The 15,448-nt window shown below is 40.2% G+C and carries 11 protein-coding genes; 9 read left to right on the top strand and 2 right to left on the bottom strand.

The window, feature by feature from the left end:
- Positions 1-39: 39 nt before the first annotated feature.
- Positions 40-2,463 (bottom strand): thiamine pyrophosphate-dependent enzyme, encoded by a 2,424-nt coding sequence (locus tag JHD79_RS06310; protein WP_199118365.1) that lies wholly within the window; start codon positions 2,461-2,463, stop codon positions 40-42.
- Positions 2,464-2,592: 129 nt separating this feature from the next.
- Between JHD79_RS06310 and JHD79_RS06305 the strand changes: the two genes are divergently transcribed.
- A complete protein-coding gene (locus JHD79_RS06305; protein WP_199118364.1) occupies positions 2,593-2,985 on the top strand; it encodes a DUF1573 domain-containing protein in 393 nt (130 codons plus the stop codon).
- Between the two features lie 69 nt (positions 2,986-3,054).
- Entirely contained in the window at positions 3,055-4,254 is a 1,200-nt protein-coding gene (locus JHD79_RS06300) for a pyridoxal phosphate-dependent aminotransferase (protein ID WP_199118363.1), read from the top strand.
- Positions 4,255-4,415: 161 nt separating this feature from the next.
- Here the strand turns inward: JHD79_RS06300 and JHD79_RS06295 are convergent, their stop codons facing one another.
- Positions 4,416-5,045: a DUF4159 domain-containing protein gene (locus JHD79_RS06295; RefSeq protein WP_199118362.1), complete on the bottom strand. Its 630-nt coding sequence runs from the start codon at positions 5,043-5,045 to the stop codon at positions 4,416-4,418.
- Positions 5,046-5,195: 150 nt separating this feature from the next.
- On the opposite strand from JHD79_RS06295, the gene JHD79_RS06290 reads away from it, so the two are divergent.
- The 7 genes from JHD79_RS06290 to JHD79_RS06260 all read left to right on the top strand — a co-directional run bounded on the left by JHD79_RS06290 (position 5,196) and on the right by JHD79_RS06260 (position 15,440).
- Complete coding sequence (locus JHD79_RS06290) at positions 5,196-6,197, top strand: MoxR family ATPase (protein WP_199118361.1); 1,002 nt, start codon at positions 5,196-5,198, stop codon at positions 6,195-6,197.
- Positions 6,194-7,081 (top strand): DUF58 domain-containing protein, encoded by an 888-nt coding sequence (locus JHD79_RS06285; RefSeq protein ID WP_233164594.1) that lies wholly within the window; start codon positions 6,194-6,196, stop codon positions 7,079-7,081. Before JHD79_RS06290 ends, JHD79_RS06285 begins: the two co-directional genes overlap by 4 nt.
- A gap of 2 nt (positions 7,082-7,083) precedes the next feature.
- Positions 7,084-8,484: a BatA domain-containing protein gene (locus JHD79_RS06280; protein WP_199118360.1), complete on the top strand. Its 1,401-nt coding sequence runs from the start codon at positions 7,084-7,086 to the stop codon at positions 8,482-8,484.
- Positions 8,485-8,486: 2 nt separating this feature from the next.
- Positions 8,487-10,601, top strand: a complete 2,115-nt coding sequence (locus tag JHD79_RS06275; protein ID WP_199118359.1) for a DUF4175 family protein — start codon at positions 8,487-8,489, stop codon at positions 10,599-10,601.
- Positions 10,602-10,610: 9 nt separating this feature from the next.
- Complete coding sequence (locus JHD79_RS06270; RefSeq protein WP_199118358.1) at positions 10,611-12,398, top strand: hypothetical protein; 1,788 nt, start codon at positions 10,611-10,613, stop codon at positions 12,396-12,398.
- A gap of 88 nt (positions 12,399-12,486) precedes the next feature.
- Positions 12,487-14,121: a TldD/PmbA family protein gene (locus JHD79_RS06265; RefSeq protein WP_199118357.1), complete on the top strand. Its 1,635-nt coding sequence runs from the start codon at positions 12,487-12,489 to the stop codon at positions 14,119-14,121.
- 2 nt (positions 14,122-14,123) lie between these two features.
- Positions 14,124-15,440 (top strand): TldD/PmbA family protein, encoded by a 1,317-nt coding sequence (locus JHD79_RS06260; RefSeq protein WP_199118356.1) that lies wholly within the window; start codon positions 14,124-14,126, stop codon positions 15,438-15,440.
- Positions 15,441-15,448 lie beyond the last annotated feature (8 nt).

The raw sequence follows: 15,448 nt of genomic DNA, 5'->3' as shown, positions 1-15,448 counted from the left end.
AATATCGCCTTTTAATTAAAATCGTTTCCTCGCTATTCATTAATATAGCTTTGGATACCTATCTGGATTTGTCTCATTCATCATTCCATAAACAACTTCAATTACATCATCTACAGAAGGTTTGGCAAAATAATCACCATCCGAACCATAAGGAGGTCGATGTGCTTTTGCCGCCAAGGTTTGAGGCTTACCATCTAACAGGTAATAACCTTTCTGCTCTTCTAAGATCTGCTGCAAAATAAAAGCACTTGCCCCCCCTGGAACATCTTCATCAACCACCAACAATTTATTTGTTTTTTGCAATGACTGGGCACATGCATGATCCAAATCGAAAGGCAACAGCGTTTGCACATCTATTATTTCGATCGAAATGCCAAAGCTTTCCAGCTCTTCGGCAGCTTCCTCTACCAATCTTAAGGTAGATCCATAGCTTACCACCGTTATGTCTCTTCCTTCTCTAATCACTTCCGCTTTGCCTAACGGCACAGTGAACTCACCTACATTATCTGGTAATTTTTCTTTTAAGCGATAGCCATTTAAGCATTCTATCACCAACGCAGGTTCATCAGACCTGAACAAAGTATTATACATACCTGCAGCCTGGGTCATGTTACGGGGCACACAGATGTGCATACCTCTTAATGAGCCCAAAATCATTCCCATTGGCGATCCAGAATGCCAAATACCTTCTAGTCTATGCCCTCTGCTCCTTATAATTAACGGTGCCTTTTGCCCAGCTTTGGTACGATATGACAAAGTGGCCAAATCGTCACTTAGCACATTTAGTGCATATAATAAATAATCTAAATACTGTATTTCGGCAATAGGTCGCAAACCTCTCATGGCTAAACCTATCCCCTGACCAACAATAGTCATTTCCCTAATCCCGGTATCACTGACCCTAAGTTCGCCATACTTAGCCTGCAGGCCGGCAAACCCTTGATTTACATCTCCAATACTTCCTAAATCTTCACCAAAGGCCAGTAGCCTTGGATCTCTCGAAAAATTCGAATCGAAACAGGCATTAAGCAATTCTCTACCATCCAGCATTTTGCCATGGTCGCTATATACCGGTGCAACCTGTGTTACATTGAAAGGACTTTCAATACCATCGGTAAAAAGTTTGGAGTTATATACTTCACTATGTATAACTAATTTTTCTTCATACCACTTGATCAGTGTACTGCGATCTGCCGAAGGCATATTTATACTTTGTCTAATAGCCTTTCTAGCTGCAGACATAACTTCTTTGCGCAGCGCATCATGGGTAGAAGCTAACTGAGCCGCAATTTTTGTTAGGCCGGCGTTACCATTGGCCAAGTTGTTTACCATTCTTACTACATCGGCCTGTTCCTGCTTAATAGAGTCCAGAAATTCGTTCCAAGCTTCTTTCTGCACTTCCTTTACATATCGTTTGGCCTCATTTTCCAGTTCGTCCAATTCTTCTTTTGTAGCAATGGCAGATTCGATCATCCATTCACGCATCTTTAAGATACAATCGTGCTCCTTTTCCCAATCCAAGCGTGATTTATCTTTGTATCTTTCATGAGATCCAGAAGTAGAGTGCCCTTGCGGTTGGGTCACTTCAGTCACATGTATCAATACGGGCACATGCTCATTCCTACAGACCTCAATAGCTTTAAGATAAGTCTCGCATAAAGCGGGATAATCCCAACCCCTGACCTTAAATATCTCATAACCATTGGTACCCGGTTCACGCTGAAACCCTTTGAGTACCTCAGAAATATCTTCTTTTGTCGTTTGGTATTTCGCGGGTACAGAAATACCATATCCATCGTCCCATACCGAAATGGCCATAGGGATCTGCAACACTCCAGCGGCATTAAAAGCTTCAAAAAACACCCCTTCAGAAGTAGAGCCGTTACCAATAGTACCAAAGGCAACCTCATTCCCATTCAGGGAGAAATTTTTAAGATAGTCCAACTCCTTATTTTGCTTAAACAGCTTTGAGGCATAAGCTAATCCCACTAAACGAGCCATTTGACCACCGGTAGTTGAAATATCTGCAGAAGAATTCTTTAGCTCCATTAGATTTTTCCAGCTTCCATCATCATTTAAAGAGCGCGTAGCAAAGTGACAGTTCATCTGCCTTCCTGCAGAAGCGGGATCGGCATTAACATCTGGATTGGCATATAATTGGGCAAAAAATTCTTTGAGTGTAGAAATTCCGGTTGCAAAAGCAAAAGTCTGGTCTCTGTAATATCCCGCACGCCAATCTCCATTTTTGAAAACCTTGGCCATGGCCAACTGTGGCACTTCCTTACCATCTCCGAAAATACCGAATTTGGCCTTTCCGGTCAATACTTCCTTTCGCCCCAATAAGCTTGCCTGTCGGCTCTCTACAGCAATTTTGTAGTCATTTATCACAATGGCTTTAAAGTCGTCGAAACTTAGCTCTGAAGCATCAATCTGATTGGTTATCACATTCCCGGCTGATATCATAAGCAACATTGGTTAAGGCACAAAGATACAATTCTTTCTAATTATGACTTAAGGTTCAGGGCAAATAATATTTGGAATACTTTTTGTTTTAAGTTACAAAAGACTAAATTTGTTCAAACACTAAAGATTATGAAAAAGCTATTTTTGTTATTTACCGTAGTAATTGGATTAGGGTTTGCAGCTAACGCTCAAACAAAGCCAGCAGAATTTAAATTTGAAGCCGAAACACATGATTTTGGTAAGATTGCCCTAGATAAACCAGTGAGCTATACCTTCAATTTTACCAACGAAGGAGATACTCCACTGATCATTACAAAGGTAGAACCAACTTGTGGTTGTACCGTGGGAGAATATACCCAAACACCCGTGAAAAAAGGCGAAAAAGGTTTCATAAAAGTTACAGTAAAGAAATCAGGTTCACCACTACCTTTCAATACGGCAGTAACTGTTACTTCCAATGCAAGGACCGCTACTAAGGTACTGTACCTGAAAGGTGAAACCGTTGCAGACGCAAGCAAGTAGGCTTGTTGTCCACTTAAGATTTTTTATAAAAACCTCGTTAATCCAACGGGGTTTTTATAATTTTGGGCCATGCCAAAGATCTCAGAAAAAGGGTTACACATGCCCGCTTCTCCCATTAGAAAACTTACGCCATTTGCCGATCAGGCAAAAGCAGCCGGAAAAAAAGTATACCATTTAAATATTGGACAGCCAGACATTGCTACACCAGAGGGCATGTTAAATGCGGTTAAAAATATAGATTTTGATGTTTGGGCCTATACCCCGTCAGAAGGGACATTGGCTTACCGAAAAAAGCTGACCGAATATTATAATAAATTAGGCTATAACATTGCCCCAGAGAACATTTTAGTAACGGTTGGTGGTTCAGAAGCCATTACCATTGCCATGCAGACCTGCGTTAATGAGGGAGATGAAATTATTATCCCAGAACCTTTTTATGCCAACTATAATGGTTTTGCCTGTATGAGCAATGTGGTCGTTAAACCCATCTTATCCTATATAGAGAATGGTTTTGCCCTTCCACCTATTGCCGAATTCGAAAAATTGATTACCAAAAAAACCAAGGCGATCATTATCTGCAATCCGAACAACCCAACAGGATATTTATATTCTCGCGAAGAACTAGAAGCTTTAAAAGCACTTTGCTTAAAATACGATTTGTTCCTATTCTCTGATGAGGCTTACCGCGAGTTCTGTTATGATGGACGTGAGTTTATCTCTCCTATGCATTTGGATGGTCTAGAACAGAATGTAGTGATTATGGATACCGTTTCCAAACGCTACAGTGCCTGTGGTGCCCGCTTAGGCTGTTTAATCACCAAAAACAAGGAAGTAATTGCATCGGGACTAAAATTTGCACAAGCGCGTTTGAGCCCAGGCATGGTGGAACAGATTGCAGGAGCTGCCGCTGTAGATACTCCAGATAGCTACTTTGAAGAAGTCAACAAAGAATATACCCTACGCAGGGATACATTAGTTAACAGATTAAATCAAATTGATGGCGTTTTCTGCCCAAATCCGGGTGGCGCTTTCTATGTAGTGGCCAAATTTCCCATCGATGATGCCGATGCTTTTTGCCAATGGATATTAGAAAAATTTGATCATAATAATGCTACGGTAATGATGGCTCCAGCCACTGGATTTTATTCTTCCAAAGGTGCTGGTAAAAACGAAGTACGTATGGCCTATGTACTTAATGTTGATGACCTAAATGCTGCCATGGACTGTTTGGAAATTGCATTACAACAATATCCGGGAAGAACGGTTTAATCCGTTTGGAATTAACGGGCTTACGGAGTTTAATGATATACTAAATAACAAACTTCGTAAGTCTTTTTTATAACCTTATCACTTTGAGCATTCCGATAAAGTAGTTGAAATTTTGGTAAAAACGTCAATTGGGCCTCAGCCTGACAAGAGTATAGTTCATGCTAACTGTTAACGCCCATGGCATACAATATAATATTTACCGCAAACTTGGTATTATCTTCTGCCAGAAAGCGTTTGTTTCTAAAATCGTAGTCCCATTCGCACCCATAGTCCTTATTGCTGTACAACACCCCTATCCTATGGTTAATGGTAATGGCTTTAAGGTAATCATGTACCAGATCATCTCCCCAACCATTCAGTTCAAAAGAAGTTGGAGGTGGTCCTTTCTCAAACTTGAAAAAAGAATGGTATATAGGATGGTTGTTTGGAATTTTCTTTAAGGCCTCCTGCCCGAAAAGGCTACTCATCTGACGCTCAAAGGATCGAGCAAACAAGCCATCTATATCATGGTTGCAATCATCAACAAATACAAAGCCTCCATTATTTACATAAGCCTTAAAGTTAGCGGCTTCCTGTTGGTTAAACTGCACCAATTTATGTCCACTCAGGTAACAGAATGGATATTTAAAAATATCGGCACTGCTTAACTCTATGATTTTCTCTTCCGTTTCCAATGGAATAGTAGTATACTCCAAGAGAGAATTTAAGACATTAGCTGGCATACGCTGATCAGTGTCCCAATCTCCCGATGTATATTTTATTCTAGCAAATGTAAACTTAGCGCTTTGCATCGACCTAAATTACGCTCATTTTCCTTAAAAACCATTTATAGGTGCATTTATGTTGTAATTTTTTTGATATTCTTTAAGCACCTTTTATTTTTCAGGCTCATATCTCCTATATTGAAACATTAATTCAGTTAAACTAAAAGATTTCACACCTTGGAAACTTCAGAAAGTAAATTAAATCACCTGATACAAAAAATTTCTTCCTTAAAAAGCGAAATACAAAAAGTTATTGTAGGTCAAGACCACATCATAGAAGAGATGCTCATTGCACTTATGGCCGGAGGTCATTGTTTGCTGGAAGGTGTACCTGGACTTGCCAAAACATTAATGGTAAGAACCATGTCGCAGGCTTTGGATTTATCTTTCAGAAGAATACAGTTTACACCCGATTTAATGCCTACCGATATTATTGGTACAGAAATTTTAGAAGAAGACCATGCCACTGGTAAACGTTTCTTCAAATTTAATAAGGGCCCATTGTTTGCCAACATTATCCTTGCCGACGAAATTAATCGTACTCCACCAAAAACCCAATCTGCTTTGTTGGAAGCGATGCAGGAATTCGAGGTCACCTATGCTGGCCAAACCTACCCTTTAGACCGACCCTTTTTTATTTTGGCTACCCAAAATCCAATAGAACAAGCTGGAACTTATCCCTTGCCCGAAGCACAACTAGACCGTTTTTTACTCTATATCAAGATAGGCTACCCTAGTGCGGCAGAAGAAGTACAAATTTTAAGTAGCACCACCGGGGCAACAAAAATGGCAGTTAAGGCTATAATAGGTGCAGAAGAAATTAAACAACTACAACAACTAACCCGTGAAGTTAGCATAAGTGAAGACCTCATTACCTACACCAGTGAACTCATTAGAGCTACAAGACCTGATACCAGCCCCATTGCTTTTGTTAAGGAATGGGTACGTTGGGGAGCTGGGCCGCGTGCTGGCCAGGCCCTAATTCTTACAGCCAAGGCAAGGGCTCTTTTTAAGGGTAGATATGCTGTTGTCATGGAAGATTTACAGACCATGGCCTATCCCGTATTACGACATAGGATATTAATGAACTTTAAGGCAGATGCCGAAAATGTTTCTGCCGATGATACCACAACGGCATTACTAAAAGCCATCTCAAGACCTAAAGGCCATCTACAATGAGTAAGCTCCTTGACCCTAAAATATTAATGGCCATAAAGCAATTATCGTTATCGGCAAAAACTACGATAGATGGTTTTATGAATGGATTTAATAAAAGTACCATAAAGGGTAGTGGAATGGAGTTTAGCCAATATAGAAGTTACCAACCTGGTGACGATCTTCGGTCATTAGACTGGAAAATGTTTGCCAGATCTGACCGTTATTATATCCGTGAATCTGAAATAGAAACCAACATTTCTGTTCGGCTCTTAATTGACGCCAGTGCTTCAATGAACCATAGCGATGGAGATTTCACAAAAATGCAATATGCGAGATATGCTGCGGCAGCCTTAGCTTACCTCGCCAATTTACAGGGCGACGCGGTTGGTCTCTATGTTTTCAAAAATTCAGGTGTCTTTTCCATGGCTCCTCGTCAAGACTTCCAACACTTATCCAGATTATTTTATCAACTAGAGCATATTGAAGCAGAAGGAACCTTTACACGCCCCATATCATATAAAGAGATTTTTTCTAGCGGATACAAAAGGGAACTATTGGTATTCATTACAGATTTTTATCAAACAGACCATGACATCATCAAACTATTGGATACACTTTTGGCATTAAGGCATGAAATCATTGTTTTCCATGTGCTTTCCAGAAATGAACTGGAACTAGATTTTAAAGGCTATAGCACTTTTGAGGATATGGAAACAGGTCAAACCATTCAAATAGACCAAACAAAGACAAGGATGGTTTATAAAGAAAAAATGGTGACCTACTTAGAAAAAACAAGAATGGACATGCTCGACAGAAAAATTTATTACCGCACCATGGTTACCGACGAACCTTTAGATCAAGCCCTGAGAGATTTTTTGAAACAACGAAATAAAGTAAATAGTTAGCTGTGCAGTTTTTATATCCTATAGGCTTAGGAGCCCTTGCAAGCCTGATCTTACCCATCATGATTCATCTTTGGCAGGTAAGAAAGGGAAAGACCCTAAAAATTGGGAGCATTTCCCTATTGGGCGAGAGTTCGGCCTCGAATGCCAGGAGTTTGCGCATTAGTGATTGGCTGTTACTCTTTTTACGCTGCCTGTTACTTATACTCGTTACGCTATTGTTGGCAAAGCCCTTCCTAAAAGGCAAAGCAGTGCAAAAGGATCAGGCAGGCTGGATTTTATTAAATGAACATGAATTTAAGAATAGCTATCAATCTCAGTCAAAAACGATCGATTCCCTATTAACCAAAGGCTATCAAATACATCATTTTGGCCATGGATTTAGACAGCTCTCTTTAAAAGATACGGCAAATACAACAGTAGACACCACCAAAAGTAGCATGCTCTTAAATTATTCTTCGCTTTTAAAACAGGTGAACAACCAACTTCCGAATAGTTATCCTGTATGGGTATTTGCCAATAAAAATATATCTCAGTTTGACGAAGTACTCCCTAAACTGCATTTCCAACTGCATTGGAAAACCTTGAACCAAAAAGACACCTTGCTTACCTACTATACCAATTTTTTAAATCGCACATACAAAGCACAATCCTTAGCAAATACCATCACTTATACACCAGCAAACTACAACAAGCTAACGCCTATAAACGTGGTGATACATCCTTTTAACAGTGAGGATGCGAAATATGTTAAAGCAGCTTTAGCAGCAATTGGACTTTATCTCAACCAACAGATAAACTTTTATGGCAATACATCAAAACCTGACCAGCACACCGATATCGTATTTTGGTTGAGTACAAAAGAAATCCCAAATGAAATTTACCGCAGTTTAAAGAAAGATGCTGTACTATTTAAATATGCCGATGGCAAAATTGGCTCCAATTCCAGCTTTTTGGTAATGCATGATCGGGATGTACACCTGTTACCGCCAATTAAAGTATTCAAAACGATTATAGCAAATGTAACAAATACATCCATTTTATGGAAAGATGGCTTTGGTGATCCATTATTGACCTACCAAGATTCAGTTAACCTCCATACTTATACTTTTTACAGCCAGTTAAACCCAAAATGGACTGATTTAGTATGGCAGGATACATTTGTAGAAGCCATCATGCCCTTGATTTACCATGAAAATACTAAACAGTTTGGTTTTGCACAAAACCAGGCGCAAAATATGCCAGACCATGAAGCCATAAGTACTTTTGATGATACCACTGAGGTAAAGGCATTCCCTGCTTCCAATCAAAATTTAGGTAAAATAATTTGGGTAATGGCTTTTTTAATTTTATTGGCCGAACGCATCTTAACCTTTAGAAATCAATCAAATTTGAAAAAATCATAAAGATGGGAGGCCGAAAATACATACAGTACCTTAAGATGAGATGGATCACCATTTTACTGGTCCAAGGTATATGCATAAGCCTTGGTTTAGCTTTACTTGTAGGTAGTGTGTTTCATTATTTCTTTATGTTGGCCAACTGGATTTACTTTACTGTATTTATCCTGTCTGCATTTATATTTCTGTATTTCCGTCCACTATGGAAGATAAACGAAACAGAGGTGGTTCGTTACCTCGACAATCATTTTCCCCAACTTGAAGACAGTTGTGCACTGCTTTTAAGATCAAGTGATGGCTTAAGTGTACTCGAAAGTCTTCAGGTTTCCAAAATCTTTCCTCAACTACCCAAAAACCAAGTCATTATAGGCTCAGGAAAAAAATTAGCTATAGGCTTAGGTTGTCTGGTCGTGGGCATATCCTCTCTTCTCGCCTTCTACAACATTCCAGCTAGAAGTTTACCTATTTCCAGTCCTAGACAGGCAAAGTCTTCCCATCAACAGCAGATTGAAAATGTTTTACCTCAGGTTGCCAATTATACCCTTACCATTATTCCGCCGGTCTACACTTCAAAAGTTTCCAGGTCTCAAAAACAATTTTATGTTAAGGCAGAGGTTGGTGCAAAGGTAAAGTGGAATTTAAAGACGAATAAAAGCATCGGGGCATTTTATGTAATTTTCAATGATACAGAAAAGTTAAAACTAAATGCCGTAAAAGGTGATTCTACCCAATGGGCTTTTTCCCGTAAAATTGAAAAACAAGGTTTTTATCAGCTAGAACTGGATGGTGTAAAATCGGATCTCTACCCAATTGACATCATTCCCGACTTACCTGTCAGTATAAAAATAATCAGGCCCAAATCACAAACTACCATTGATATTGGCCAAGCCCAACAAATTGACCTGAGTGCTATCCTAACTGATGATTATGGAATAGCTGAGGCTTTTATCTCTGCCACCATGGCCAGTGGCAAGGGAGAAAGTGTAAGCTTTACCGAAAAGAAACTCCATTTTAATGCCATTTTTAACCGTCAAAGAAACCTCACGCTGAATAAACATATCGATTTAAAAAATCTGGGCATGAAGCCTGGCGATGAACTATACTTCTTTATCCATGCCAAAGACAACAAAGGCCAACAAAGCCGTTCTGATGTTTATTCAGTTTCCATTGTAGATACCGCAGAACTGATGAGTATGGCGGGAATGACTTCTGGTGTTAACCTGGTTCCGGAATACTTCCGTAGCGAACGCCAAATTATTTTAGACGCCGAGAAGCTTCTTGCCGAAAAAGACAAGTTATCTATAGCTGCATTCAAAACCCGCAGTAATGACTTGGGAGTAGATCAAAAACTATTACGTTTAAGATATGGACAATTTTTAGGAGAGGAGAATGAAACCCAAATTGGTGGAGATCATGACGAACATGATCATGATGGACATGAGGAGCCTAATCAAAAATTCGGCGATGTACAGGCTATTATGGACAAATATGCCCATAAACATGACATAGCGGAAGATGCCACTTTCTTTGAGCCAGCCATCAAGACACAGCTTAAGGCCGTACTTAACGAAATGTGGAAGGCCGAGCTTAACTTAAGAACTTATAAACCTCAGGACGCATTGCCCTTTGCCTATAAAGCCTTACGATTGCTAAAAGACCTACAACAAAAGTCAAGGGCCTATGTGGCCAAAACCACCGTTAAAACCACTGCCCTAAAAGCCGAAAAAAGACTAACCGGGGAACTTGACAAAATCACCGACCCTCGTCAAAATCTCCAATTCGAAGTAAAAGACCAGGTTAAAGATGAACTAAGACTTCTTCTTACCCTGCTCAACAATCACCAAAATGGAAAACCATTTTCCGCTAATGAAAAAGCACTTTTACAAATTGGAGAAAAACAGGTCATCGCAGCCGCAGTAAGCCATCCCGAAAGTTATTTGGCAGCACTTAAAAGTTTAAGAAAGCTGAATAACCAAACATTTCCTGCCGCCAAAGACCTTAACATCGTATCTCGAGCCATTTATACAATTATAGGCAAAAGCGCCGCCAAGCCTCAAGCAGGTACCACAGGCTCAAATCAAAAACTGTCTAACCATTACTTTAACTATCTTAAAAAATATTGATCAGGTCGCATGGAATTTAACATATGGGTTATCGTAATTTGCTCCCCCCTGCTTGCTTTTTTGATCTACCAAGAAACCAAGAGAAAAAATCGTCATTGGCTAGTATGGCGTTTGGTAGCCAGTGTGATATTGGTGCTTTGTCTAACTTTTATGGCCATTCCCATTACCTTGTCAACAAAAAAACAGCAAAAAAAGGGAACTTTAAACCTATTGACCAATGGTTTTATAAAAGACAGCTTAGCGGCTATAAAAGACCATCCATATTATACGGATCCTTCATTACATCGAAACTTAAGACAAAAGGCCACTTTTATTCCCGACCTGGCCTATTATCTATTGGACCATCCCGATATAAAGAAAATCAAAATCTACGGAAATGGTTTGGGGCAGGATGATTTAAGAAAATTAAAAAACCTTCAACTAACGTTCTATCCTGCCGAAAAACCACAAGGTATTGTAGCCTGCAACTGGAATGGAAGACTTAAAGAAGAAGAAACCCTAAACGTACAAGGCACTTATAACAATCTACTTTCTACTGCCATACAGCTAAAACTCATTGGGTTTGGCTCTTCATTGGATTCTATCAAAATCCCCGCACACTCATTAGAGAAATTTGACCTTAAGCATCAAGTGAGACAAAAAGGAAAAGCGCTACTTCAACTTGTAGCCCTACATGGAAAAGATACCCTTGCCAAGGAAACTATTCCCGTACAAACTTTCCCTAAAACTCCATTGAACCTACTCATGCTCACTTCTTTTCCTGGTTTTGAATACAAATTTCTGAAGAATTGGTTATATGAAAACCAATATCCTTTGGCATTGAGAAGCCAAATCAGCAAAAACAAATACAGTATAGATTTTCTGAACCGAAAAGGCATGAAGCTAGATCAAATACGATCTACTATACTTGAAAAAGAAGATGTTTTATTGCTGGACCAACAAACATTGGAATCTCTTTCTAGCACCGAAAAGCAGGCCATTACACAAGCGGTTACAAAGGGTTTGGGCTTAGTGATATGGGCAGACCATACTACTTCAGCCGATCCATTGCTCAAAAAATTCAAACTAAACCAGCCTCTAAAGGAAGAGAAAAGCCTAGACCTATCTCTTTTCAATAGCCAATCGAAACTATCGAGCCTAGCCATAAACCAAGCAATATATATAGGTAACTTACCCGATCAACAAGAATTGATCAACCATAAACAACAGCAGATTATTTCTGCTCAACAATTATATGGCAGGGGTAAAATTATAGTAACTACCCTACAAAGCAGTTATCAATGGCTTTTATCCGGGCACCAAAAAGATTATGCCAGCTATTGGTCTGAACTCATAAATGCAGCAGCCAGAAAGCAAAATCCATCTTTGCTTTTCCAAACCAACAATGCTTTCCCTAGCGTTGCACAGCAGCTCACTTTCACCATCGAAATGCCGACCGCAGCCATACCTACTGTAAAGTACGATCAAAAGCATTTGGCTGTCAAGCAACATCTATTGTTCCCCAACCGTTGGCAAGCCCAAAGCTGGCCCTTGTCTACAGGATGGAATGTTTTGAATATCGATCGGTTTAACATTGATTTTTTTGTATTCGGAAAGGAAGATTGGAAATCGATCAACGCAATTGAAACTATACAAAACAACATCAAATACAGCAAAACCAATCCTACCAATACGCAAAACGGCCAAGAAATAAGCAACACCATTAAAAAAGAACTTTCAATATGGTGGTTTCTCATTGCTTTTATACTGTCTGCTGGTTTTTTATGGCTCGAAAACCGGATTTATGCCCAAAATTAACTTTGAAACTAAATTGTTATACAGATCGTATGGCATTTATTTAAACCTTTAACTACTTTGTATTATTAATTAACTTAAACGAACCACTTTGAAAAGAAAAGATTTCCTTTATCTATCCGGAATGGGAATGGGTGCCTTGCTCTTACCTGATCTATCGGCTTATGCCACGCCTATAGATCCTTTACAGGCACTTGACCGTGTAGATCCAAAAATTAAGAAAGAACTTGCTGATGTGGCATTGAACACAGCCAGATCAAAAGGGGCCAGTTATACCGACGTTCGTATTGGTCGTTACCTTAATCAATTTGTGGCCACTAGGGAAAAGCGTGTACAAGGCGTAGCCAATACCGAATCTTATGGTGTAGGCATTCGTGTGATTGTAAACGGTTGCTGGGGATTTGCCGCTACCAACAAAGTCACTAAAGAAGGCATTGCCAAAGCTGCCGAACAAGCTGTTGCTGTAGCAAAAGCCAATGCCAAAATACAAGGAGAATCCGTACAGCTTGCTCCACAAAAAGGCTATGGTGAGGTGAGCTGGAAAACACCGATCGAAATCAATGCCTTTGAGGTTCCCGTAAAAGAAAAGGTAGATCTTTTGTTGAATGTAAATGATATTGCCCTGCAAAATGGAGCGAATTTTGTGAATTCGGCACTCTTCGCTGTTAATGAACAAAAATATTTCGCTTCTACAGATGGTTCTTATATTGATCAGGATGTACACCGCATCTATCCCACTTTCAATGTTACCCGAATAGATCGTGCCTCTGGACAATTCAAAACACGCAATGCCTTAAGCTCGCCTATGGGCATGGGCTACGAATATATGCATGCACGACCAGAAGATAAGGTTTCGGGCATCGTTACCCGTTACAAAGGCCGTTATGATATGCTGGAAGATGTAAAATCTGCTGCGAAAGTAGCTTCAGAAAAAGTGACTGCCAAATCTGTAGAGCCCGGAAAATACGACTTGGTCTTGGATCCGTCGCATTTATGGCTTACCATACACGAATCGGTGGGACACCCCACAGAATTAGATCGTGTCCTGGGCTATGAAGCCAATTTCGCCGGTACAAGTTTCCTTACCTTGGATAAATGGCAATCGAAAAAATTCAAGTTCGGTAGCGATAAAGTCAATATCATTGCCGATAAAACTCAGGTAGGCTCCTTAGGTGCCGTTGGTTATGACGACGAAGGTGTAAAATGTAAGAAGTGGGATCTCATCAAAGATGGTATTTTGGTCAGCTATCAAGCCATTAGAGACCAAGCACATATTATAGGGTTGACCGAATCGAACGGATGCTGCTATGCACAAGGTTGGGATGATGTACAGTTTCAACGCATGCCAAATGTATCCTTACAGCCTGGAAAGGAGAAATTGAGTGTAGATGACATGATCAAAAATGTAGAGAAAGGTATCTATATTATAGGAGATGGCAGTTTCTCTATCGATCAGCAGCGTTACAATTTCCAATTTGGCGGACAGATCTTTTACGAGATCAAGGAAGGTAAAATCGTTGGAATGCTGAATGATGTAGCCTATCAGGCCAATACGCAAGAATTCTGGAACTCATGTGCAGCTATATGCGATGAGAGCGATTACCGCCTAGGTGGTTCATTCAACGATGGAAAAGGGCAACCATCGCAAAGCAGCGCCGTTTCCCACGGCAGCTCAACAGCCCGTTTTAATGGAGTTAATGTAATTAATACAGCAAGAAAAATATAATTATGGCCATACTAAGTAAAGAAGAAGCACAAGCAATATTAAAAAAAGTTCTTAGCTACGCTAAAGCTGATGCTTGCGAAGTAAGTTTAAATGGCTCAGATGGCGGCAATATCCGCTATGCTAGAAATGCCGTTTCTACCGCAGGGCAGATCGATGTAATGAGTCTTGGTGTAAGCGCCACATTTGGAAAGAAAACTGGAACAGCCACCATCAACGAATTTGATGATGCTTCCCTTCAAAAAGTGGTAAAGAGAGCCGAGGAACTGGCCATGTTAGCTCCAGAAAATCCGGAGTACATGCCTCCATTGGGCCCGCAAACCTTTGCCGAATCGTTAACATTTAATGCCAAAACTGCTGCTATGAGCCCCGATACCAGGGCAGACATGGTGGCCAAAAGCTTAAGTGTATCTAAAGCCGCAGACCTAGAAGCCGCTGGTTTTTTAGAAAACACCACCCGTTTCAATTCCATTATGAACTCAAAGGGTTTATTTGCCTATAACAAAAGTACCAATGTTTCCTTTTCTGTTACCATGCGTAATAAACAGGGAACCGGTTCTGGTTATGTAGATCAGGATTTTAATAACCTTGACAAAATGGATACCCTTGCATTGAGCAAGATTGCGGCAAGCAAAGCTAATGGCTCGGCAGGTGCCAAGGCCATTGAGCCGGGAAAATACACCGTAATTTTAGAGCCTTTAGCGGCAAGTGATATGCTGGGCAATATGTTCAGGGGTTTTGACGCCCGAAGTGCCGACGAAGGCCGTAGTTTTATGAGCAAAAAAGGCGGTGGTACCCGTTTAGGCGAGCAGCTGTTCTCGGAAAATGTAAATATCTATAGCGATCCGCTTAATCCAGAAGTACCGGGTTCTACCTGGAATGGCGACGGATTACCAGTGACCAAAACCCAATGGGTACAAAATGGCGTGGTGAAAAACTTATCCTATTCTAGATATTGGGCTTCCCAAAAAAATGTGCAGCCGCTACCATTCAGCAGAAGTTTGGTTATGGAAGGTGGCACACAATCATTGGAGGATTTAATCAAGAGTACAGAAAAAGGCATATTGGTGACCCGTTTCTGGTATATCCGCATGGTTGACCCACAAACCCTACTCTTAACAGGCCTTACCCGTGATGGTACTTTCTATATTGAAAACGGAGAAATCAAATTCCCCATCAAAAACTTTAGGTTTAACGAAAGTCCGGTAATTATGCTGAATAATGTAGAAGCGTTAGGTAAACCAGTACGTACGGGAAGTGGATTAATTCCTCCAATGAAAATACGCGACTTTACCTTCTCCTCATTATCTGATGCCATTTAAAACAATAT

This window comes from Pedobacter sp. ASV28 (assembly GCF_016428855.1).
GTDB lineage: Bacteria > Bacteroidota > Bacteroidia > Sphingobacteriales > Sphingobacteriaceae > Pedobacter.
This window is presented reverse-complemented; position numbering and strand designations above follow the sequence as displayed.

Bases quoted from the DNA above. Each gene is read 5' to 3' on its own strand.
- JHD79_RS06310 (WP_199118365.1), bottom strand. From the start codon at position 2,463: ATGATATCAGCCGGGAATGTGATAACCAATCAGATTGATGCTTCAGAG.
- JHD79_RS06305 (WP_199118364.1), top strand. From the start codon at position 2,593: ATGAAAAAGCTATTTTTGTTATTTACCGTAGTAATTGGATTAGGGTTT.
- JHD79_RS06300 (WP_199118363.1), top strand. From the start codon at position 3,055: ATGCCAAAGATCTCAGAAAAAGGGTTACACATGCCCGCTTCTCCCATT.
- JHD79_RS06295 (WP_199118362.1), bottom strand. From the start codon at position 5,045: ATGCAAAGCGCTAAGTTTACATTTGCTAGAATAAAATATACATCGGGA.
- JHD79_RS06285 (WP_233164594.1), top strand. From the start codon at position 6,194: ATGAGTAAGCTCCTTGACCCTAAAATATTAATGGCCATAAAGCAATTA.
- JHD79_RS06275 (WP_199118359.1), top strand. From the start codon at position 8,487: ATGGGAGGCCGAAAATACATACAGTACCTTAAGATGAGATGGATCACC.
- JHD79_RS06270 (WP_199118358.1), top strand. From the start codon at position 10,611: ATGGAATTTAACATATGGGTTATCGTAATTTGCTCCCCCCTGCTTGCT.
- JHD79_RS06260 (WP_199118356.1), top strand. From the start codon at position 14,124: ATGGCCATACTAAGTAAAGAAGAAGCACAAGCAATATTAAAAAAAGTT.